Annotated in this window: 16 protein-coding genes; 8 read left to right on the forward strand and 8 right to left on the reverse strand. The window is 66.8% G+C overall.

Annotated elements, in window-relative coordinates; all coding sequences use genetic code 11:
- Positions 1-115 precede the first annotated feature (115 nt).
- Together ACXAJT_RS19260 and ACXAJT_RS19265 are read right to left on the reverse strand one after the other, a co-directional pair.
- On the reverse strand, positions 116-1,498 hold the full coding sequence (locus tag ACXAJT_RS19260; RefSeq protein ID WP_475237670.1) for an NAD-dependent succinate-semialdehyde dehydrogenase: 1,383 nt from the start codon (positions 1,496-1,498) through the stop codon (positions 116-118).
- Positions 1,499-1,745: 247 nt separating this feature from the next.
- A complete protein-coding gene (locus ACXAJT_RS19265; protein WP_475237671.1) occupies positions 1,746-2,978 on the reverse strand; it encodes a urate hydroxylase PuuD in 1,233 nt (410 codons plus the stop codon).
- Between the two features lie 101 nt (positions 2,979-3,079).
- Between ACXAJT_RS19265 and ACXAJT_RS19270 the strand changes: the two genes are divergently transcribed.
- The 4 genes from ACXAJT_RS19270 to ACXAJT_RS19285 all read left to right on the forward strand — a co-directional run bounded on the left by ACXAJT_RS19270 (position 3,080) and on the right by ACXAJT_RS19285 (position 7,575).
- A complete protein-coding gene (locus ACXAJT_RS19270) occupies positions 3,080-4,015 on the forward strand; it encodes a LysR family transcriptional regulator (protein WP_475237672.1) in 936 nt (311 codons plus the stop codon).
- Positions 4,016-4,140: 125 nt separating this feature from the next.
- Positions 4,141-5,577, forward strand: a complete 1,437-nt coding sequence (puuE, locus tag ACXAJT_RS19275; protein WP_475237674.1) for an allantoinase PuuE — start codon at positions 4,141-4,143, stop codon at positions 5,575-5,577.
- Positions 5,574-6,062: an ureidoglycolate lyase gene (locus ACXAJT_RS19280; RefSeq protein WP_475237676.1), complete on the forward strand. Its 489-nt coding sequence runs from the start codon at positions 5,574-5,576 to the stop codon at positions 6,060-6,062. The genes puuE and ACXAJT_RS19280 overlap by 4 nt, the downstream gene beginning before the upstream one ends.
- A gap of 52 nt (positions 6,063-6,114) precedes the next feature.
- Complete coding sequence (locus ACXAJT_RS19285; RefSeq protein ID WP_475237679.1) at positions 6,115-7,575, forward strand: uracil-xanthine permease family protein; 1,461 nt, start codon at positions 6,115-6,117, stop codon at positions 7,573-7,575.
- A gap of 300 nt (positions 7,576-7,875) precedes the next feature.
- On the opposite strand, the gene bhcD is transcribed toward ACXAJT_RS19285, so the two are convergent.
- From bhcD to bhcA, 4 genes are all read right to left on the reverse strand, one after another.
- Entirely contained in the window at positions 7,876-8,841 is a 966-nt protein-coding gene (gene bhcD, locus ACXAJT_RS19290) for an iminosuccinate reductase BhcD (RefSeq protein ID WP_475237681.1), read from the reverse strand.
- A 126-nt stretch (positions 8,842-8,967) separates the two neighbouring features.
- Positions 8,968-10,131: a 3-hydroxy-D-aspartate aldolase BhcC gene (bhcC, locus tag ACXAJT_RS19295; RefSeq protein WP_475237683.1), complete on the reverse strand. Its 1,164-nt coding sequence runs from the start codon at positions 10,129-10,131 to the stop codon at positions 8,968-8,970.
- Between the two features lie 3 nt (positions 10,132-10,134).
- Positions 10,135-11,106: a beta-hydroxyaspartate dehydratase BhcB gene (gene bhcB / locus ACXAJT_RS19300; RefSeq protein WP_475237684.1), complete on the reverse strand. Its 972-nt coding sequence runs from the start codon at positions 11,104-11,106 to the stop codon at positions 10,135-10,137.
- Complete coding sequence (gene bhcA, locus ACXAJT_RS19305; protein ID WP_475237686.1) at positions 11,106-12,296, reverse strand: L-aspartate--glyoxylate aminotransferase BhcA; 1,191 nt, start codon at positions 12,294-12,296, stop codon at positions 11,106-11,108. The genes bhcB and bhcA overlap by 1 nt, the downstream gene beginning before the upstream one ends.
- Before the next feature lie 168 nt (positions 12,297-12,464).
- Between bhcA and bhcR the strand changes: the two genes are divergently transcribed.
- Complete coding sequence (gene bhcR / locus ACXAJT_RS19310) at positions 12,465-13,307, forward strand: HTH-type transcriptional regulator BhcR (RefSeq protein WP_475237687.1); 843 nt, start codon at positions 12,465-12,467, stop codon at positions 13,305-13,307.
- Here bhcR and ACXAJT_RS19315 read toward each other — a convergent pair.
- Positions 13,288-14,163 carry a bifunctional allantoicase/(S)-ureidoglycine aminohydrolase gene (locus tag ACXAJT_RS19315; protein WP_475237689.1) on the reverse strand — a complete coding sequence of 292 codons (876 nt, stop codon included), beginning with the start codon at positions 14,161-14,163 and terminating at the stop codon, positions 13,288-13,290. The genes bhcR and ACXAJT_RS19315 overlap by 20 nt on opposite strands.
- Before the next feature lie 388 nt (positions 14,164-14,551).
- Here ACXAJT_RS19315 and ACXAJT_RS19320 point away from each other — a divergent pair, with 388 nt between their 5' ends.
- Genes ACXAJT_RS19320 through ACXAJT_RS19330 form a run of 3 tightly spaced genes read left to right on the forward strand, consistent with a single transcriptional unit; the run spans position 14,552 to position 20,296 of the window.
- Positions 14,552-16,180, forward strand: a complete 1,629-nt coding sequence (locus tag ACXAJT_RS19320; protein WP_475237690.1) for a (2,3-dihydroxybenzoyl)adenylate synthase — start codon at positions 14,552-14,554, stop codon at positions 16,178-16,180.
- Positions 16,177-16,413 carry a phosphopantetheine-binding protein gene (locus ACXAJT_RS19325; RefSeq protein ID WP_475237692.1) on the forward strand — a complete coding sequence of 79 codons (237 nt, stop codon included), beginning with the start codon at positions 16,177-16,179 and terminating at the stop codon, positions 16,411-16,413. Before ACXAJT_RS19320 ends, ACXAJT_RS19325 begins: the two co-directional genes overlap by 4 nt.
- A 1-nt stretch (position 16,414) precedes the next feature.
- On the forward strand, positions 16,415-20,296 hold the full coding sequence (locus ACXAJT_RS19330; protein ID WP_475237693.1) for an amino acid adenylation domain-containing protein: 3,882 nt from the start codon (positions 16,415-16,417) through the stop codon (positions 20,294-20,296).
- Between the two features lie 2 nt (positions 20,297-20,298).
- Here the strand turns inward: ACXAJT_RS19330 and ACXAJT_RS19335 are convergent, their stop codons facing one another.
- Positions 20,299-21,177: an alpha/beta hydrolase gene (locus ACXAJT_RS19335; protein WP_475237694.1), complete on the reverse strand. Its 879-nt coding sequence runs from the start codon at positions 21,175-21,177 to the stop codon at positions 20,299-20,301.
- Positions 21,178-21,183 lie beyond the last annotated feature (6 nt).

Raw genomic sequence — 21,183 nt, forward strand, 5'->3', positions numbered from 1 at the left:
TCTGTGCGCGACCACATAAGAAGGCGCGGGCAACTTGTGCCCGCGCCTTGCCCACTGAGGGTGCCACTGAAACCAGTGGTGTCTCGACCGCCCCAAGAGGCGATGGGCCGCACCGTCAGGCGGCGATGGCGATGGCCTTCGCGTTGACGAACTCGTGCATCCCGAAGCCGCCGTGTTCGCGCCCATAGCCGGAATCCTTCACGCCGCCGAACGGCATTTCCGGCGTCGCGAGGTTGAAGTGGTTGATGAAGACCATGCCGGTGTCGAAATGCTTGCGGGCAAGATCCGTGGCGTAGTCGACATCCTTCGAGAAGATGCCCCCGCCAAGGCCGAAGCGGCTGTCATTTGCGATGCGCATGGCGTCTTCGTCGTCCTTCGCCCGGATCACCGAGGCGACGGGGCCGAAAAGCTCATCGTCATAGGCCGGCTGGCCCGGCGCGACGTCGACGAGCACGGTGGCCGGGTAGTAGTAGCCCTGACCGTCGGGCAGCGAACCGCCGCAGGCGATGCGGGCCCCTTTCTCGACGCTGTCCTGCACCTGCTTGTGCAGCGTCTCGCGCAGGTCTCCGCGCGCCATCGGCCCAAGCCCGGTCTCCGCCTTGTTCGGATCACCCGACACAACGTCCGACATCGCCTGGACGTAGCGCGTGACGAATTCATCATAGACCGCGTCGGTCACGATGAAGCGTTTGGCGTTCACGCAGGTCTCGCCGTTGTTGTAGATCCGGCCTGCCACGCAGGTCTTCACTGCGAGATCGAGGTCGGCGTCTTCAAGCACGAGGTAGGCGTCGTTCGAGCCAAGCTCGAGCACGGTCTTCTTGAGGTGCTCGCCTGCCTTCTTGGCGATGACGCTGCCACCGGCGTCGCTGCCAGTCATCGTGACGCCGCGCACCAAGTCGTGGGCGATCAGCTTGTCCGACTGGTCGTGATCGATGGTCATCACCGTAAACAGGTTCTTCGGGAGGCCAGCCGCCTCGTAGATCTCACGCAGCAGCAGGCCGCTGCCGGTGCAGTTGGCCGCGTGCTTGAGCAGCACGCCGTTGCCCGCCATCAGGTTGGCGATGGAATAGCGCACGGCTTGGTAGGCCGGGAAATTCCACGGCTGGATGCCGTAGATCACGCCCACCGGGGAATAGGTGACGATGCCCTTGCGCCCGTCCTGCAGCGAACGGTGCTCGTCTGCCAGAACCTCCGGGCCCTGTTTCGCGGTCCATGCGCAGATACCGGCGCAGAGATCGATCTCGTCGCGGCTGTCTCCGATCAGCTTGCCAACCTCGTCGGTCATCAGCTGCGCAAACTCTTCCTTGCGTGCAGTGAGTTCCTCGCCGATCCGCGCGATGATTTTCGCGCGCTGTTCCGCTGGCGTCAGGCGCCACTCGTCAAAGGCGCGGTGGCAGGACTCCAGAGCGTCGAACATTTGATCGTCGCTCATCAGATCGTACTGCGACAGTTCGGCTTCGGTGGCGGGATTGATTGTCGTGATGGTGCGGTCGGTCATGGTCCGTCCTTTCGCGTTGCTGCGTTGTCTGCGTAACGCTTCGGGCCGCCGGGCTTGTTCCTCGGGGGCGCACACCATCGTGTGAATGGATCGGGCAGAACCGTTCACACGCGCCGCCCGAGACGCGCCCAGTGAGTTTCCATTGGGTTTCCGGTGGGTTTGTGCGGGCGACTTAACGTTCTGAAAATGCGAAAGCCTGCGACCAGGGCGCAGGCTTCTTGCTGGGGTGAGGGAGGGGCCAGTGATCTTAGCCTTTCGTTGCCGAGCGATACCATTCGACAATCTCGCGCCGGGCCTCCGGGTCCATCTGGATCGCATTCGGGGGGGGCATCGCGTGGCTCGCGCCGGCCTGCAGGAAGACCTGCTTGGCATGGCGGGCGACATCCGACTCGGTCTCCAGCACCACGCCTTTGGGCGGATGGTACAGACCGTCCCACGAGGGTTCGCGGGCATGGCACATCGAGCAGTTGCCGACGACGGCGAAATAGGCGTCCTCGAACCCATCCGCACCGGCGAACTTTTCCTCATAGGAGGTGAGGGGCCGAGCTTCGGCCTCCTCGTAGCTGTCCATCATCGGCGCAGTGGACAGCCACGCGATGGCGATGAACAGCAGCGCGGTCGCCACCCATGTCCAATAGGGCGCGCCCTTGCGGGCGTGCATAGAATTGAAAAAGTGGCGGATCGTCACGCCCATCAGAAAGACGAGGCTGGCGATGAGCCATGCGTGGTCGGTGGCGAAGGCCAGCGGGTAGTGGTTCGACAGCATCAGGAAGACCACCGGCAGCGTCAGGTAATTGTTGTGCGTCGAGCGCAGTTTGGCGATCTTGCCGTACTTGGGATCGGGGGTGCGGCCGTTCTTCAGATCATCGACCACGATGCGCTGGTTCGGCATGATGATGAAGAACACGTTGGCCGTCATGATCGTGGCGGTGAAGGCGCCAAGGTGCAGCAACGCGGCGCGTCCGGTGAACACCTGATTGTAACCCCATGACATGATCACCAGCATGACGAACAGCAGCACCATCAGCAGCGTGGGCGTCTCGCCCAGCTCTGATTTGCACAGCCGGTCGTAGACCAGCCAGCCAATGGTCAGCGACAGCGCCGAGATCATGATGCCTTGGAACAGCGACAGGTCGGCCTTGGTGGGATCAAGCAGGAAGAGCTCGCCGCCCGCCCAGTAGACGATCATCAGCAGCGCCGCGCCCGAAAGCCACGTCGCATAGCTTTCCCATTTGAACCACGTCAGGTGGTCGGGCATCGCCTCGGGGGCCACAAGATACTTCTGGATATGGTAGAACCCACCGCCGTGAACCTGCCATTCCTCGCCATGCGCGCCGACCGGCAGATGCGGCACCTTGCGCAGACCAAGGTCGAGCGCGATGAAATAGAACGACGAGCCGATCCACGCGATCGCGGTGATCACGTGCAGCCAGCGCACGGCAAAGCCCAGCCAGTCCCAGATGATGGCGAGATCATACATATCCCGGTGTCTCCCTCTTATGGTTATGCCGCACCCTAGTTCGGCGTCGATTATTCTGCTATCTCCGGCTTCTACCAAGCAGTTTCAAGAAATCCCGAAAAATGTCCTACCTCGACAATATCCGGACCTTCGTGCGTGTCTACGAGTTGGGCAGCATGTCCGCTGCGGGCCGCGATCTGCGCATCTCGCCGGCGGTGACCTCGGCGCGAATCTCGCAGTTGGAGGACCATCTGAATGTCCGGCTGTTCCAGCGCACCACGCGCAACCTGACGGCCACCGAGCAGGGCCGCGCCTTCTACACCGGCGCGCGCGAGGTGCTCGAGGCGCTGGAAAGTGCCGAGGCGCAAGTGGCGCAGCTGACCGACAATCCCAAGGGCTCGCTCTTCGTGGCGGCGCCGCTGGGCGTTGGGCGGCGGCTTATCGCGGCGCAGGTGCCGGGGTTCCTGCGCGAATACCCCGAGGTGCAGATCCGGTTGCGCCTGTCGGACCGCAAGGTCGACCTCACCACCGAAGGGCTCGATCTGGCCTTCTTCCTTGGCCAGCCCGAAGACAGCACGCTGCGGATGCGCAAGATCGCCGATGTGGAGCGCGTGCTCTGCGCCGCGCCGAGCTATGTCGCGCGGCGCGGCAACCCGGCGTCGGGCGAGGCGCTGATCTCGGAAAAGCACGAATGCCTCAACCTGCGCTTCCCGGGCGCGACCGAATTCCAATGGCCGCTGCGCACGCATGAGGGCACGAAGCGCTTCGCCGTGGGGGGGCGCTACGAGTCCGATGACGGCGATGTGCTGACCGACTGGGCCCTGGCCGGAGAGGGGATCGTGCTGAAGCCGGTCTTCGAGGTCGCCGAGTACCTGCGCAGCGGACGCCTTGTGCCGGTGGCGGAAGAGACCCCGCCCGAGCCGATCCAGATGGGGTGCCTGTTTACCCATCGCCGCGGACAGGATCCAAAGACGCGGCTGTTCATGGACTACGTCACCGATCGCATTGCCGCGGCAATCCGGCAGGCCGAGCAGCGCGCGGCGGAGAGCGGGCGGTAGGCTGGCGGCCCTGCGTCCGCAAGGGCGGTTGAGGCAGCTTCAAACAGATTTTGAAAATCATCCGGCATTTTCCGGATTACACGTGTGGGATGACCCGGAGGCAACACCGAAGGAGCCCGTCCCCTATGACGCTGCACAGCCCGCTGCCCGCGACCCGCTATCCCCGCGACCTGACCGGCTATGGCGAGACACCGCCTGATGCCCGCTGGCCGAACGGCGCGAAGATCGCGGTGCAGATCGTGGTCAATTACGAAGAGGGCGGAGAGAACAACATCCTGCACGGCGATGCCGCCTCCGAGGCGTTCCTGTCAGAGATTGTCGGCGCCGCGCAATGGCCCGGCCAGCGGCATTGGAACATGGAGTCGATCTACGAATACGGTGCCCGCGCCGGCTTCTGGCGGCTGCACCGGCTGCTGAAGGACACGCCCGTCACCGTCTACGGCGTCGCCACCGCGCTCGCCCGCGCCCCTGAGCAGGTTGCCGCGATGAAGCGCGCCGGCTGGGAGATCGCGTCGCACGGACTCAAATGGGTCGAGCACAAGGACATGCCACAGGAGGAAGAGCGCGCGCAGATCCGCGAAGCGATCCGCCTGCACACGCTGGTCACTGGCGAGCCGCCGCGCGGCTGGTACACCGGGCGCTGTTCGATGAACACGGTGCGGCTTGCCGCCGAGGAAGGCGAATTTGCCTATATCGCCGACAGCTACGCCGACGATCTGCCGTACTGGTGCCGCGTGGCGGGCAAGGATCAGCTGATCGTGCCCTACACGCTGGACGCCAACGACATGCGATTTGCCTCGCCGCAGGGCTTCAACTCGGGCGACCAGTTCGAAAGCTACCTGCGCGACAGCTTCGACACGCTCTACGAGGAGGGGCTGGCGGGCGCGCCGAAGATGCTGTCGATCGGGCTGCACTGCCGACTTGTCGGGCGTCCGGGGCGGGTCGCCGCGCTGAAGCGCGTGCTGGCGTATATGGCCTCGCACGAGGGGGTGTGGTTCGCCACCCGCGAACAGATCGCCGCGCACTGGATGGCAGAGCACCCCGCGCCGCAGGGGCCGCGCCCCTCCGAGATGGATCGCGGCAGCTTCATCGAGGCCTTTGGCGGCATCTTCGAACACAGCCCGTGGATCGCCGAAGGGGCCCATGCGCTGCAGCTTGGCCCGACGCATGACAGCGCCCTCGGCGTGCATTCGGTGCTGGCGCGGGTGTTCCGCGATGCCCCCGACGAAAAGCGGCTGGCGGTGCTGACCGCGCACCCCGACCTTGCCGGCAAACTGGCGCAGGCCAAACGACTGACGGCAGAGTCGACCTCCGAACAGGCCGGGGCTGGGCTGGATGCGCTGACCGACGAAGAGCGCGCGGCGTTCACCAACCTCAACGACGCTTATACCGCGAAATTCGGTTTCCCCTTCATCATCGCCGTGCGCGACAACGACAAAGCCTCGATCATGCAGGCCTTCCGCCGCCGTCTCGAGAATGACCGCGCCACCGAGTTCGCCGAGGCCTGCCGCCAGGTCGAACGCATCGCCGAGCTGCGGCTGATCGACAAGCTGGGCGCATGAGCCGGATCGACGCCGAGACCCTGACCGCCGCCGCCTTCGCCCCGTTTGGCGAGGTGCTGGAGGCGGAAGGGGCGCCCGACAAGATCATCAATCAGGGGCTTTGCGGGCGGTTTCATGACCGCGCCACGCTGGACATCGTCGAGGGCCGCGCCGGGATCAGCCTGTTCAACGCCGAGCCACGCCGCCTGCCGCTGCGGCTCGAGATGGTCGAGCGGCATCCGCAGGGCAGTCAGGCTTTCGTGCCGATGACGCACCACCCGTTTCTCGTGGTGGTCGCGCCGGAGGCAGGCAGCGGCCCCGGCATGCCGCGTGCCTTCGTCACCCGCCTCGGGCAGGGGATCAACTTTCACCGCGGCACGTGGCACGGGGTGCTGACCCCGCTGCACGCGCCGGGTCTCTTCGCCGTGATCGACCGGATCGGCGCGGGACCCAACCTCGAGGAGCATTGGTTCGACGAACCCTACCTCATCCACGCCACCGCGTGAGGACGCCGGCAGCAAGACCGGCCCCGCGCCCTCAACAGGGAGCTGACCACCCATGACCGACCAAAGTCTCGGAACACCAGAGCAATTGCGCGATCCGGAATTCACCCCCGCGCTGCACAAGGCGATCCCGCTGGGCATCCAGCACGTGCTGGCGATGTTCGTTTCCAACGTGACGCCCGCCATCATCGTTGCCGGCGCTGCCGGGTTCGGCTTCGGCTCGAACAGCCCGGACTTCCCCGAACTGCTCTATCTCATCCAGATGTCGATGCTGTTTGCCGGGGTGGCGACGCTGCTGCAGACGATCACCGTCGGGCCGGTGGGCGCGGCGCTGCCGATCGTGCAGGGCACGTCCTTTGCTTTCATCCCGATCATGATCCCGCTGGTGGCGGGCAAGGGTGTTGACGGGCTTGCGGCCATGTTCGGCGGCATCCTCATCGGCGGCGTGTTCCACGCGCTGCTCGGCACGGTGATCGGACGCATCCGCTTCGCCTTGCCGCCGCTGGTGACGGGCCTTGTGGTGACGATGATCGGTCTCGCGCTGGTCAAGGTGGGCATCGAATATGCCGCAGGAGGCGTGCCCGCCAAGGCCAGCGGCGCCGAAAGCTACGGCTCGTGGGCCAGCTGGTCGGCAGCGCTTGTGGTGCTGGCGGTAACGCTGGGGCTGAAGTTCTTCGCCCGCGGCATGCTGAGCATCTCGGCGGTGCTGATCGGCATCCTTGTGGGCTATGTCTACGCGCTCTTCACCGGCATGCTGACCATGGAGGCGATCGCCGGCTCGTGGCAGAACGCCGCCGCCTTCGCACTGCCCGAGCCGTTCCGCTATGGCATCGAGTTCTCCGTCGCCGCGGTGATCGGCTTTTGCCTGATGGCCTTCGTCTCGGCGGTGGAAACCGTGGGCGACGTGTCGGGCATCACCAAGGGCGGGGCGGGCCGCGAGGCCACCGACGGCGAGATCTCTGGCGCCACCTATGCCGACGGCATCGGCTCGGCCATTGCGGGCATCTTCGGCGGCTTTCCCAACACCTCGTTCAGCCAGAACGTCGGGCTGATTGCCATGACAGGCGTGATGAGCCGCCATGTGGTGACCATCGGCGCGATCTTCCTGATCGTCTGCGGGTTGGTGCCGAAGGTTGGCGGGGTGATCCGCACCGTGCCGATCGAGGTGCTGGGCGGCGGTGTGATCGTGATGTTCGGCATGGTCGTGGCCTCGGGCATCTCGATGCTGTCCGACGTCGATTGGACGCGGCGCAACATGGTGATCTTTGCCGTGGCGCTGTCGATCGGCCTTGGCCTGCAACTGGAGGTGCTGAACGTCGCGCGGGGCGCGCCCAACGCGCTGCAGCACCTGCCCGACACGCTGCGCATCCTCGGTGCCTCGGGGATCCTGCCGGCGGCGCTGATCGCCATCGTGCTCAACCTCGTGCTGCCGAAGGAACTCGCCGAGGACACCACCGAAGAGATCTCGGGCGGCATGGCCGGCCATCGCGGAGAGGAGCCGCGCGGCACTGTCTGACCCGATCGATCCTTGGTGGAAGCGGCGGCGCGTCCCTTCGGGGGCGCGCCGTTTGTATTGGAGGTTGCGTGGGTGGCTGGTTCGGCACTTCCGGCGGATGGTCTGCGCGCAAGTGGCCCGGACCAAGGCCGAAGGCCGCCGGGCGAGCGGTCTTCCATTGTGGCGCCATCGGACCGAGCCCGATGGACCACGCCGTCCCGGCGGGCAGGCGCTCGCCCGGCTTTCGTGGCGCCTCGTGGTCAACGAAAAAAAGGGCGGAGGCAAAGCCCCGCCCTTGGCGTCTCCATCTGAAAGATGTCGTCAGAAATCGACCTCAATCGCGATGCCCGTCTCGACCGCCAGATCGACCACCGCCGCGGCGACCGCGAGATCCTGCAGGCCCACACCGGTACCATCGAAGAGGGTGATTTCTTCGGCCGAAGCGCGCCCCGGATGCGCGCCATTGATCACCGCGCCAAGCTGGGCGATGGCGCTCTCGTCGATCAGCCCCTGCGCCACCGCGTGCTGCGCCTCGCCGATCGACACCGACTGCGCAACCTCGTCGGTGAACACTGTGGCCTTGGCCAGCAGCGCCGGAGACACCTCCTGCTTGCCCTTGGTGTCGGTGCCCATGCAGGCGATATGGCAGCCCGGCGCGACATGCTCTGCCATGAGGATCGCGTCGAACGACGAGGTGATCGAGATGATTACGTCGGCCTCGCGCATCCCCGGCAGATCCACCGCCTCGAACGGCAGGCCAGCCTCGGCGGCGACCTTTTCGAGGTTCGGCAGCATCTCGGGGTGCAGGTTCCAGCCGATGACCTTGTCGAAGTCGCGCTGCTCAAGCGCGGCGCGCAGCTGGAACGTGGCCTGATGGCCCGCGCCGACCATGCCGATCACGCGGGCATCCTCGCGCGCCAGATGCCGGATCGATACAGACGAGGCCGCGGCGGTGCGCAGCGCGGTCAGCAGGTTGCCACCGACCATCGCCTTGACCTTGCCAGTATCGGGATCGAAGAGAAACACCGTGGACTGGTGGTTGATGATACCGCGCTTTTCGAGATTGTTCGGCCAGTAGCCCCCGGCCTTCAGCCCCAGCGTCAGACCGGCGCGGTCGAAGCCGCCCTTGAAGCCATAAAGCGCATCCTCGTGGCCGATGGCCTCGCGCACGACGGGGAAGTTGTAGGCGTCACCGGCGGCCATGGCGGCAAACACCTTCTCGACCGCGGCAAAGGCGGCCTCGCGGGTCATCAGGTCGGCGATCTCGCGTTCGGGAACGATGAGCATGTCTGCTCTCCTTTCAAAGAAAAGCGCCCGCGCGCCGGGACAAGAGAGCGCGCGGGCGAGGCGTGCCCGGAGGTCGGTCCGGGCACGGGGCAAAGAGTGAACGGGGCAAAATGAGGTGATGGTGGATCAGTAGGCCTTGCCGCGCGCCGACACCGGCCAGAGCGTTTCGACCTTGCCGCCGCGCACGCCGACGTACCAATCGTGCACATTGGCAGTGGGGTCGCAATGGCCCGGCACCAGCTTCAGCTTGTCGCCCACCTTCAGCACGCCGCCGGGATCGGCGATCACGCCATGCTCGTCCGAGCATTTGGTGTATTCCACGTCGGTCCGGCCAAAGACCACCGGCAGGCCGCTGTCCACCGACTGCGCCTTGAGGCCGGCGTCACAGACCGCGATCTCGGGCTTGGCATGGCTCATCACCTGCGTCAGCAGGAAGAAGGCGTTCTCCCATTCGCCATTGTCGATGCGGTTGCCGTCCTTGTCGCGGATGCGCCCGTAATCGGCGTCCATGAAGGCGTAAGACCCGCACTGAAGCTCGTTGTAGACGCCAGAGGTGCTCTCGAAATAATAGCTGCCGGTGCCGCCGCCCGAGACCAGTGCGGGCTTCAGCCCTGCTGCCTCCAGCGCCGCCACGGCCCCTTCGACCTGCGCGATGGCCACGGCGAGTTTCTCGCGCCGCGCCTCGTAGCTGTCGAGGTGCTGCATTGCGCCCTGATAGGCCTGGATGCCGGTGAAGGTCAGCCCCTCGGCGGCGGCGATGGCCTGCGCGATCTGCACCACCGCGTCGGCGGTCGTCACGCCGCAACGGCCCGCGCCGCAGTCGATCTCGACAAAGCATTCGATCGTCGTGCCGTGGCGTTGCGCGGCGTCCGACAGTTCGGCGACATTGGCGAGGTCATCGACGCAGACAATGATCTTTGCGCCCAGCTTCGGCAGCCGCGCCAGACGGTCGATCTTGCGCGGATCGCGCACCTGGTTCGACACCAGCACGTCGGTGATGCCGCCACGTACGAAGACCTCGGCCTCCGACACCTTCTGGCAGCATACGCCGACAGCGCCGCCAAGCCGCATCTGCAATTTCGCCACGTCCACCGATTTGTGCATCTTGCCGTGCACCCGGTGGCGCATGTTGTGGGCGCGGGCGTAGTCACCCATCTTGCGGATATTGCGCTCGAGCGCGTCGAGATCGAGCACGAGGCAGGGGGTCTGGATGTCGGCCTCGTCCATGCCCGGCAGCGCCGGCACGTCATAGCCCACCTCGAGTTTGTCGAAAGTCACGGGTGCGTTCATGGCTCAGGCTCCTTTGTCCCAGGGCAGGCGGGTCAGGTCGACATTGCCGCCGGTGATGATGAGACCGACGCGCTTTCCAGCGAAACGGTCGCGGTTCTTGAGGAGGGTGGCAAGCGGCACGGCGCTGCTCGGCTCCATTACAATCTTCATATGCGTCCAAATCAGCCGCATCGCCTCGATGATCTCGTCTTCCGAGGCGGTTAGGATTTCGCTGACGTGGTGCGAGACGAAATGCCAAGTCAGGTCCTTCAGCGGCACCTTCAGCCCGTCGGCAACCGTTTCAGGCGCGTCATCGGCGATGATATGTCCGGCCTTGAAGCTGCGATAGGCATCGTCGGCCTGCTCTGGCTCGGCGGCGATGATCTGGCATTCCGGGGCGAGCGTGGAAAGGGTCAGGCAGGTGCCCGAGATCATCCCGCCGCCGCCGATCGGCGCCACGACCATGTCCAGCCCCCCCGTCTGCTCCATGAGTTCGCGCGAGCAGGTGCCTTGCCCGGCGATCACGCGCGGGTCGTTGTAGGGCTGGACGAAATCGCCGCCCGTGGCCGCCTGCACCTCGGCAAAGACCGCCTCGCGGGACGAGGTGGAGGGCTCGCATTCGGTGATGATGCCGCCGTAGCCGCGCACCGCGTCTTTCTTGGCCTGCGGCGCCGTGCGCGGCATGACCACGTTGCAGGGGATGCCGCGGCGCCCGGCTGCATAGCTCAGTGACAGCGCGTGGTTGCCGGAACTGTGGGTGCAGACGCCCCGCGCCGCCTCGGCATCGGTGAGGCCGAAGACCGCGTTTGAGGCGCCGCGCACCTTGAAGGCGCCCGCCTTCTGGAAGTTCTCGCATTTGAAGAACAGCTGCGCGCCGGTCATCTCGTTCAGGATCGACGAGGTCAGCACCGGCGTGCGGTGGATGTGCGGCGCGATGCGGGCGTGCGCCGCCAGCATGTCGTCATAGGTGGGAATGGTTTGCGCCATATCCTTCATCACGCGGCCTCCTTGCGGGTGGTTGCGGGGGTGGCGCGATAGACCTCCTGCGCCGCCGCGACGCCCGCGCCGAGTGTGATGTCGAGCCCCAGATCCTTCATGCACATCTCGGCGCAGGCGAGGCCCGAGAGCGCCATCACGTCGGTCAGGCTGCCAAGGTGGCCGATGCGGAACACCTTGCCCGCGACCTCGCCAAGCCCTGTGCCGAAGGCGACGCCATAGGTTGTCGCCGCATGGCTGACGATATCGGTAGCGTTGACGCCCTCGGGCGTGCGGATCGCGCTGACCGTGTCCGAGTAGACCTCGGGCGAGGCGGCGCAGAGTTCCAGCCCCCAGGCGCGCACCGCGGCGCGCACGCCCTCGGCGATGCGGTGATGACGCGCGAAGACAGTCTCCAGCCCCTCGTCCAGCAGCATGCCGCAGGCCTCGTTCAACCCGTTCAGCAGGCCAACGGCGGGCGTGTAGGGATAGGCGTTGTTGGCATAGCCCTTGGCCATGTCGGTCACGTCGAAGAAGGTGCGCGGCAGTTTCGCGGTCTTGGTCGCTGCCATGGCCTTCTCGCTGAAGCCCACGATGGCGAGGCCCGGCGGCAGCATGAAGCCCTTCTGCGAGCCGGTGACGGCGACATCGACGCCCCACTCGTCAAAGCGGAAGTCCATCGAGGCGATCGAGCTGACGCCGTCGACGAACAGCAGCGCTGGGTGGCCCGCCTCATCAAGCGCGCGGCGCACCGCGGCGATATCCGAGCGCACGCCGGTGGCGGTCTCGTTGTGTGTGGCGAGCACGGACTTGATCCGGTGCTGCGTGTCGGCAGCGAGGATCTCGGCATAGCGGTCTGCGGGCAGCCCCTCGCCCCACGGGGTTTCCACGATCTCGACATTGAGACCGTGGCGCTGGCACATGTCGATCCAGCGGTGGCTGAACATGCCGTTGCGCGCCGCCAGCACGGTATCGCCGGGCGAAAGCGTGTTGCTCAGCGCCGTCTCCCAGCCGCCAGTGCCGGTCGAGGGGAAGATGAACACCTCGGCGCTGGCGCTCTTCAGCACGCGGCGCACGCCGTCGCGCGCCGGGTGCAGGATCTGCCCGAACAGCGGCGAGCGATGGTCGATCGTCGGCATGTCGCAGGCCTTGCGCAGGCGCTCGGGGATATTGGTCGGGCCCGGGATGAAAACGGGGTTCTGAAAGCTCATGGCCACCTCCTCTGGTCGCTGCAAAGCACCGTAGCGGCGGTGTGAGTTCGGGGAAATTTTTTTGAAATCGTTTTTCAAAAGGGCTTCGATCCGAAAACTGAAGCATTGTCAGCTGGTTGAGTTTTTCATATCGTGAATTGGACTTTCAAGTGAAATGAAAGGGATTTGATGGAAACCCCGAAAGATGCCGGACCTGCGCCGCGCCGCGCCCGTGGTCGGCCCCGTGGATGGGAAGACAACAGCGCGCAGAACACCATCAAATCGCTCGACCGGGCGATGCAGGTCCTGGACTATCTGAGCGCCCATCCCGGCCTGACGCTGTCGGAACTGGCGGGTGATCTGGATCAGTCGCCGGCCACGGTTTACCGCATCCTTGTCACGCTGGAGGGGCGGCGGCTGGTCGAGTTCGACCCGGCAGAGCAGCTTTGGCACATCGGCCCGCAGGCCTTCGTCATCGGCGCGCGGTTTCTGCGCCGCACCAGCCTTGTCGAGCGGGCGCGACCGATCCTGCGGGAGTTGATGGAGCAGACAGGCGAGACTGCCAACCTCGGCATTGTGCGCGAAGCCTCGGTGCTGTTTGTCAGTCAGGTCGAGACGCATGAGAGCATCCGCGCCTTCTTTCCGCCGGGGACGTTGTCACCGCTGCACGCCTCGGGGATCGGCAAGGCTCTGCTGGCCGAGATGAGCGAGGCGCGGCTGGCCAAGTTGCTTGACCGGCCGATGCAGCGGTTCACCCCGCACACGCTGGCCGACCCGGAGCCGCTGCGCATCGATCTCGCGGCGATCCGGACGCGCGGCTATTCGATTGACGCGGAGGAGAAAAATCTCGGGATGCGCTGCATTGCGGCGGCGGTTTTCGATGCGTCTGGCGAGGCGGTGGCGGGCATTTCCGTGTCGGGCCCGACAATCCGCATGCACGAAGAGACGACGCATGAAACGAGCCGCGCGGTGATGCGCGCGGCTCGGGATCTGACGTCGGCGATCGGCGGGATCACTCCGCCGGCGCGCTGACCTTCTTGGGTGCGGGCATGGTCTGCGCCGCCCCAGAGGGGCGCAGCGCCATGTGCCGGTTCACGTCCTTGTAGAGCAGGTAGCGGAAGCGGCCCGGACCGCCCGCGTAACAGGCCTGCGGGCAGAAGGCGCGCAGCCACATGTAATCGCCCGCTTCGACCTCGACCCAATCCTGATTGAGCCGGTAGACCGCCTTGCCCTCGAGCACGTAGAGCCCGTGTTCCATCACGTGGGTTTCGGCAAAGGGGATCACAGCGCCGGGCTCGAAGGTGACGACGGTGACATGCATGTCGTGGCGCAGGTCATTGGGGTCGACGAAGCGGGTGGTGGCCCATTTGCCATCGGTGCCGGGCATCGGGGTGGGGGCGATGTCCTGCTCGTTGGCGATGATCACCTCGGGGTGGGGCAGGCCGGGAACCGCCTCATAGGCCTTGCGGATCCAGTGGAAGCGCAGCGCCTCTTTGCCGGTGTTGCGCAAGGTCCAGAGCGTGGCGGGCGGCAGGAAGGCGTAGCCGCCCTCGCGCAGCACATGGGGCTCGCCCTCGACGGTCAGCGTCGCCTCGCCGCCCACCACGAAGAGCACGCCCTCGGCACCCGCATCGGTCTCGGGGTGGTCCGAGCCGCCGCCCGGCTGCACTTCCATGATGTACTGCGAGAAGGTTTCGGCAAAACCGCTGAGCGGGCGCGACAAGACCCACAGGCGGGTGCCCTCCCAGAACGGCAGAAAGCTGGTGACGATGTCGCGCATCGTGCCTTTGGGGATCACCGCGTAGGCGTTGGTGAACACCGCGCGGTCGGTCAAAAGCTGGGTCTGCGGTGGGTGGCCCCCGGTGGGGGCGTAGTAAATCTCGGTCATCTTGGGCTCCGGTCGGGGAGAGGTCCGCAGACTATGCGCCGGGCTCCGGGCGGGGGCGACAGGGCGCGGGACGAAAGGTCTTTCTTGGAAAACGAGATAATCGATCTCTGCCTTTCGATTTTACCTGAAGGATAGCTGAACCTGCATGCTGCGATGTACGGGACCTATGCGGTTCAGGTGCCTCTTTGATTGGGCTTTCACCCGGTCTTAAGTTCCGTGCGCAGGCGAACTGCCACAGGAAACTTCATGACTTCTCGGGGCTTTTCTTGCTTGTCAATTCCTGATTAAAACACACGGTATTGTAAGTTGACCGAAATTGTAGTGATTGATAGCGCGGACGGGCGGCGCCCGCCGCGCCACGCTGTATCGCAAATCCGGAGTCTGCCGTATGAGCATCCCCGAGCAAATCTGGCCCGAACACCTCGCTCAACGGTATATCGACAAGGGATATTGGCAAGGCGAGACCTTCGGGCAGATGCTTGATCGGCTGGCGGCGACTCATCCCGATCGCATGGCGGTGATCGCCGGAGAGACGCGCTGGAGCTACGCCGAATTGGCACGCCGCGCGCGGACCGCCGCCGAGGGCTTTGCCGGGCTGGGGTTGAAGCCGGGGGAGCGGGTGCTGCTGCAGATGCCCAACCGCGCCGAGTTCCTCGCCGCCGCGTTTGGCCTGTTCTACGCCGGGCTGATCCCGGTCTATGCGCTGCCCGCCCACCGCGAGACCGAGGTGCTGCATCTTGCCGCGAAGTCCGGCGCGCGCGCCTATGTGGTGGCCGACCGGCACGACGGGTTCGATTACCTGCCGCTGGCGCGCCGGGTGCTGGCCGAGGTCGAGGACGTCGCGCATGTGATCGTCGCGGGCGAGCCGGGAGAGTTCACCCGGTTCGACAGTCTGGGGGATGCGGGCTTGGCCGCCCCGGTGCCGCGCGATCCGCAAGCGGTGGCCTTCCTGCAGATCTCGGGCGGATCCACCGGGCTGCCCAAGCTGATCCCCCGCACCCATGACGATTACCTCTACAGCGTCCGTGCCTCGGCCGAGATCTGCGGCCTGAGCGCCGACAGCGTCTATCTCTGCGCCTTGCCCGCAGCGCATAACTTCCCGATGAGCTCGCCCGGCTATCTTGGCGTGCTGCACGTGGGCGGCACCGTGGTGATGAGCCCAAACCCGCAGCCTGACGTGGCCTTTCGTCTGATCGCCGAGCATGGCGTGACGATCACCGGACTCGTGCCGCCGCTGGCGCTGCTGTGGATGCAGGCCGCGCCGCGCACGAAGCACGATCTGTCGAGCCTGCAGGTGCTGGGCGTCGGCGGCGCGAAGTTCATCCCCGAAGCGGCAGCGAGGGTGCGCCCGGTGCTGGGCTGCACGCTGCAGCAGGTCTTTGGCATGGCCGAGGGGCTGGTGAATTACACCCGTCTCGACGATCCCGAAGAGATCATCGTGAACACCCAAGGCCGCCCGATCAGCCCCGACGACGAGGTGCTGGTGCTCGACGACGAGGGCAAGCCGGTGCCCGAGGGCGAGCCCGGCAACCTCTACACCCGCGGGCCCTACACGATCCGCGGCTACCACGCCGAGCCTTCGGCCAACGCCCGCAGCTTCACCCCCGACGGCTTTTATCGCACCGGCGACGTGGTGCGGCGTCTGCCCGGCGGCTACCTCGAGGTGCGGGGCCGCGCTGGCGATCACATCAACCGCGCGGGCGAGAAGATCTCTGCCGAAGAGGTCGAGGATCACCTGATCGCCCATGAGGGCGTCTTTGACGCCGCCGTGGTGGCGCTGCCCGACAAGTTCCTTGGCGAGAAGACCTGCGCCTTCGTGGTGCGTGCGGAGGCCGGGGAGGTGCAGTCAAAGGACCTCAAGGCCTTCGTCCGCAGCCGCGGAATTGCCGAGTTCAAAGTGCCCGACCAGATCGTCTTTGTGCCCGAGTTCGAGACCACCGCCGTGGGCAAGGTCAGCCGCAAGGCGCTGCGCGCAGCCCTGAAAGACAAATACCTGAACAAAGGAGACGCCGCATGAGCCTCAGCAAGGACAAGATGCGCGCCGACATCGCCGAAGCGCTGGAGGTGGCCCCCGAAGAGATCACCGACGAGGCCAACCTCTTTGACCTCGGGCTCGATTCCATGCGCCTGATGTCGCTGGTGATGACGTGGCAGGACGAGGGCGAAGACGGCGATCTGTCGGAGATCTGGGAGCACCAGACCTTCGCGGCCTGGTGGGGCGTGGTCGAAGCGCAGCGCGCGGGGGCCTGACATGACGGCCGGGACGGACGCCTTCGCGCTGACCGAGGCGCAGGAAGGCCTGTGGTACGCGCAGGCGCTCGACCGGGCCAACCCGATCTTCAACTGCGGGCAGTATATCGAACTGCTGGGTTCGCTTGACGTGGACCGGTTCACCCGCGCCTTCGACGCGGCGGTAGAGCAGACGCCCGCGCTGCGCCTGCGGTTCGGCATGCAGGGCGGCGCGCCCCGGCAATGGCTGGCAGAGCAGGGGCCGCGTTTGCAGGTGGTCGATCTTTCGGGCGAGGATGACCCCGAGACCGCGGCGCTGGCGCGGATGCGCGCGGACAGCGCGCGCGCCATCGATCTCGCGACCGAGCAGACCGGGCAGTTCGCGCTTTACCTGCTCGGGCCGGACCGCGCCTTCTGGTACGAACGCATCCACCATCTTGCCACCGATGGCTTTGGCATCGTGCTGCTGACCAATCGTGTCGGCGAGATCTATTCCGCAGACACGCTGGACAAGCCCGCACCGGCCCCCTTCCCGGGGCTGCAGCCGGTGTTGGCGGACGCCGAGGCCTACCGCGCCTCCGAGCGACGGGCGGCAGACGCCGCCTTCTGGAAAGACGAGATGCGCGGGCTGGAGACGGTGGCCGGGCCGGCAGAGGGTCGCGCCGTGACCTCCGCCCGATTTGACCGGGCGCGGCTGGAGTTGCCGCCCGAGCTTTGCGCCGCGCTCAAGGCGCGGGCGAAGTCTGCCGGGGTCGGCTGGCCCGATGCGCTGACGGTGCTGGGCGCGGCCTATTTTTCGCGGGTGTCGGGAGCGGGCGAGCGGGTCTACGGGCTGCCCTTCATGGCCCGCATGGGCTCTAAGGCCGCGCGCGTGCCCTGCATGTGGATGAACGTGCTGCCCTACCGCTGCGATCCCGACGAGGATGCGCCGCTGGAAAGCCTGCTGAAGACCGAGGCGCAGCGCCTTGCCGCGCTGCGCAAGCACGGGCGCTACCGCTCGGAGCAGTTGCGCCGGGACCTGCGCCGTACCGCGATCGACGCGCGCCTTTATGGCCCGATGATCAACGTGCAGCCTTTCGACATGCCGCCGCGCTTTGCCAGGCTGGAGGCGCATCTGCACATCCTCGGGGCCGGGGCGGTGGACGATATCACCGCCACCTTCCGGGGCGACGCGACGACATCTCTGTCGTTGGAAATCGACAGCAACCCCGCGCTTTACACCGCCGAGGAGGCAGAGGCGCATCTGCACCGTCTGGCCGCCTTTTTGGCCGCCGCGCTGGAGGCCAAGACGCTGGCTGAGGTGCCGACGCTGACCCCGGCCGAAGAGCGTTGGGCGGTCCACGAGGTCAATGCCACCGATCGCCCGCTGCCTGACACCACGCTGACGGACCTGATCACCGCGCAGATGGCCGCGACGCCCGACGCGCCCGCGGTTGTTTTCGAAGATCGCAGCCTCAGCTACGCCGAACTGGACCGCCGCTCTGCCGCGCTGGCCGCCGCGCTGCGCGAACGCGGGGCCGGGCCGGGTAAGGTGGTGGCCGTGGCGCTGCCGCGCTCCGAGCATTTGGCAGTGGCGCTGCTGGCGGTTCTGCGCGCCGGGGCGGCCTATGTGCCGTTGGACCCGGAAAACCCGCCGCCGCGCCTCGCGGCGCTGATCGAGCGGACGGGGTCTGTGGCGCTGCTGGCCGCAGGCGATCTCGACGCCGGCGGTATGATGCCCTTCGCGCCCGAGGCATGGCCCGCTACCGGCGACGCGCCCGATCCCGGCACCACGCCGGATGATCTGGCCTATATCCTCTTCACCTCCGGCTCTACCGGCGAGCCCAAGGGCGTGATGATCGAGCACCGGGCGATCGTGAACCGCCTGCTGTGGATGCGTGATCACTACGGTTTCGGCCCGCACGACCGCATCCTGCAGAAGACGCCCACCACCTTCGACGTCTCGGTGTGGGAGCTTTTCCTGCCATTCCTCTGCGGCGGCGTTCAGGTGTTTGCCGCGCCCGGCGCGCATCGCGACCCTTCGGCCATCGCCCGGTTGGTGCGGCGCGAGGCGATCACCACCATGCACTTCGTGCCCTCGATGCTGTCAGCCTTCCTAGAGGCACCGGCCTCCGAGGGGCTGGCACTGACCCGCGTGTTCTGCTCGGGTGAGGCGCTGACCGCCGAGCATCGCGACCGCTTTCACGCAAGGATCAGGGCCGAGCTGCACAACCTTTACGGCCCGACCGAGGCGGCGGTGGATGTGACTTTCTGGGACGCCGCGCCGGCGGATCGCAGCGTCCCCATGCCTATCGGTTTCCCGGTCTGGAACACCCGGGTTCAAGTGCTCGACGCGCGTATGCGTCCGGTGCCGGCGGGGGTGCACGGGCAGCTTTATCTTGGCGGCGCGCAGCTGGCGCGCGGCTACCTCGGGCGTCCGGACCTGACCGAAGAGCGCTTCCTCGCCGATCCGTTCCGTCCCGGCGAACGGCTCTATGCCACCGGCGATGTTGCCTACCTGCGCCCCGACGGTGCCGTGGTCTACGCGGGCCGGGCCGATCATCAGGTGAAGATCCGCGGGATGCGGATCGAGCCCGGAGAGATCGAGGCGGCGATCAAAGCCACGGGCCGTGTCCGCGACGCGGTGGTTCTCGCGCGCGCCGACGGCGGCGCCGAGCCGCGGCTGGTGGCCTATGTTCTGGCCACGCCGGAATTCGACAGCGGCCCGCTGCTGGCCGAACTGGCCACTGCGCTGCCTGCGCATATGGTCCCCTCTGCCGTGGTGGCGCTGGACAGCTGGCCGATGACCACCTCGGGCAAGCTCGACCGCAAGGCGCTGCCCGCTCCGCTGCTTGAAATGCCGCAGGGCACCCCGCCCGTGGGACCGGTGGAGGAGCGGCTTGCCGCGCTCTATCGCGAGGTCTTGCATCTGCCCGATACTCCCAGCCGCGAGGCGGATTTCTTCGACCTTGGAGGCGACAGCCTGACCGCGCTGACGCTGAGCTTCCGCATCGAGGCAACCTTCGGGCAGGATCCGGGGCTGGGGCAGATTTTCGAAACGCCCGGTCTGGCGCAGCTCGCGCGCGCGCTCGAGGTGGCCGACACCGCCCGCGCCGGACTGGCTCCGCTGCTGCCGCTGGCCGAGGGCACGGGAGCGCCGCTCTTTATCCTGCATCCGGCGGGCGGGCTTGGCTGGGGCTACCGGCGGCTGGCGCGGGCGCTGAGCAGCCCGCGTCCGGTGTTTGCGGTGCAATCGCCGCTGCTGACCGGCGCGCCACTGCCCGCAAGCCTGCGCGGCCTTGCCGCCGCCTATGCCGATCTGATCGAGGCGCAGGCCCCGGATGGGATGCTTCACCTCGCAGGCTGGTCGGTGGGCGGCATTCTCGCGCAGGAACTGGCGGTGGAATTGTCCGAGCGCGGACGGGACGTGGGGCTGGTGGCGATGCTCGACGCCTATCCGGCGGATTGCTGGCGGGCCGAGCCCGAGCTTACCGACGCCGAGGCGCTGCGCGCGCTGCTCGCCATCGCCGGGCACGATCCCGACAGTCACCCCGAGCTCGACAGCCGGGCGGCGGTCGTCGATTTTCTCAAGCAGGGCGGCACGCCGCTTGGCAGCCTGCCCGACGCCGTACTCGACGCGGTGGTTGGGCTGGTCACCGGCACCAACCGGCTGATCCGCAACCATGTTCAGCGGCGTTACGGTGGCGATCTGCTGCACGTGCGCGCCGCGCGGGACCATGCCGGACGCGATCTGCATGCAAGATTGTGGCAACCCTACGCAGAGCGCGTCGACGCGCTCGACCTGCCGCTGCTGCACCCCGAGATGGTCTCGCAGGTGGCGGCAGAGCGGCTGGGGCCGGAAATGTCTGTCAGGATGGCCAGCGCCGAGCAGGCGCTATCCCTGCCGAACGCGCGCCGCGCCTGAGCTCAGGCGCGGGCGGCGAGGGCCAGCGCGCCGGGCAGCGACGCGGGCAGAGAGGCGATATGTATGGCGCCGGGATAGACCTGCGCGCTGATCTCCAGCCCGGCGGGAGTGCCGTTCAGGCGGTCGATCATCCGCATGGTCGGCGGCGGCGGGCCGTCCGGCTGCGGCCCGTCGCTGCCGGTGCGCTTTTCCCGGTCGCCGACTCCGAAATGCAGCGTGCGTGCGGCGCCCTCGGTGATCTTGCGTTCGGCGATCAGCCGCATCACCAGCGCCTCGTCCCACCAGACCGAGGGGCTGATCGCGGCGTAGCGGGCAAAGCTCTCGGGGGCGCTGAGCGCAGCATAAAGCGTGAAGAGCCCGCCGAAGCTGTGACCCCAGAGCGTGCGGCGCTCGGCGTCGACCGGCAGATCACGCTCGATCTCGGCGCGGATGCCCCCGGTCAGCCGGGCGAGGAAGGCTTCGGCGCCCCCGGCTTTGCGCTCGGGGTGGTGCGGGTCGGGGCGCGGCACGGCGCCGGGCGCTTCGGGCGGCGAATAATCAAAGATGCGATGCGCGCGGGCGAACTGCTTGTCGGTGTCATACCCAATGCCGACGACGATGAGGCCGGGCGCTTCTCCGAGCAGCGCCGGCGTGAGGAAGTCGAAAGCGGCATTGCCGTCGAGCATGTAGAGGACCGGCCAGCCGCCCTCCGGAGCGGGCGCCTTGGGCACCGCAAGAAAGACCCGCGTTGCGGGCACCTCCGCCGCCTCCGGGCCGCAGGTGTCGCGCGGAAGTACACGGCTGGTCAGCGCGTGCGATGCGACAGGCGCTGCCAAAATTTCCAGCGTGGCGGCCTGTCCGCGATGCGGCGGAAGCTTGGCACCAGAGGCACTGTCGGTCATGGAACT

This window comes from Salipiger sp. ABF4_146 (genome assembly GCF_056161345.1).